General features: G+C 40.2%; 1 rRNA gene. It reads right to left on the bottom strand.

Going from position 1 to position 266, the window contains the following annotated elements:
• Nucleotides 1–95 (bottom strand): 16S ribosomal RNA (locus SKC37_RS11675); the annotation flags it as partial.
• Nucleotides 96–266 lie beyond the last annotated feature (171 nt).

Here is a 266-nt window from a genome sequence, read left to right as displayed (position 1 = left end):
CCCGTGCGCCACTATGTCCGAAGACACCGTTCGACTTGCATGTATTAGGCCTGCCGCTAGCGTTCATCCTGAGCCAGGATCAAACTCTCCATTGTAAATAATCTTTGGATGTTTGACTGCTCTTATTAATATAAGAAAATTGTCATTATCCTTGTCTTGAATGCTACTATTTCGACACTGTGATTTAAACACAGTATCTCTTCTTTATTTCTATCAACACGTCAAAGAACTCTTGTACCTCCAATAAATCAAACAAAGCAACCCGC

This window comes from Aquirufa esocilacus, assembly GCF_042715595.1.
GTDB lineage: Bacteria > Bacteroidota > Bacteroidia > Cytophagales > Spirosomataceae > Aquirufa > Aquirufa esocilacus.
Note: the sequence above shows the minus strand (reverse complement) of the source record. Positions and strands in the feature narration are given on the sequence as shown.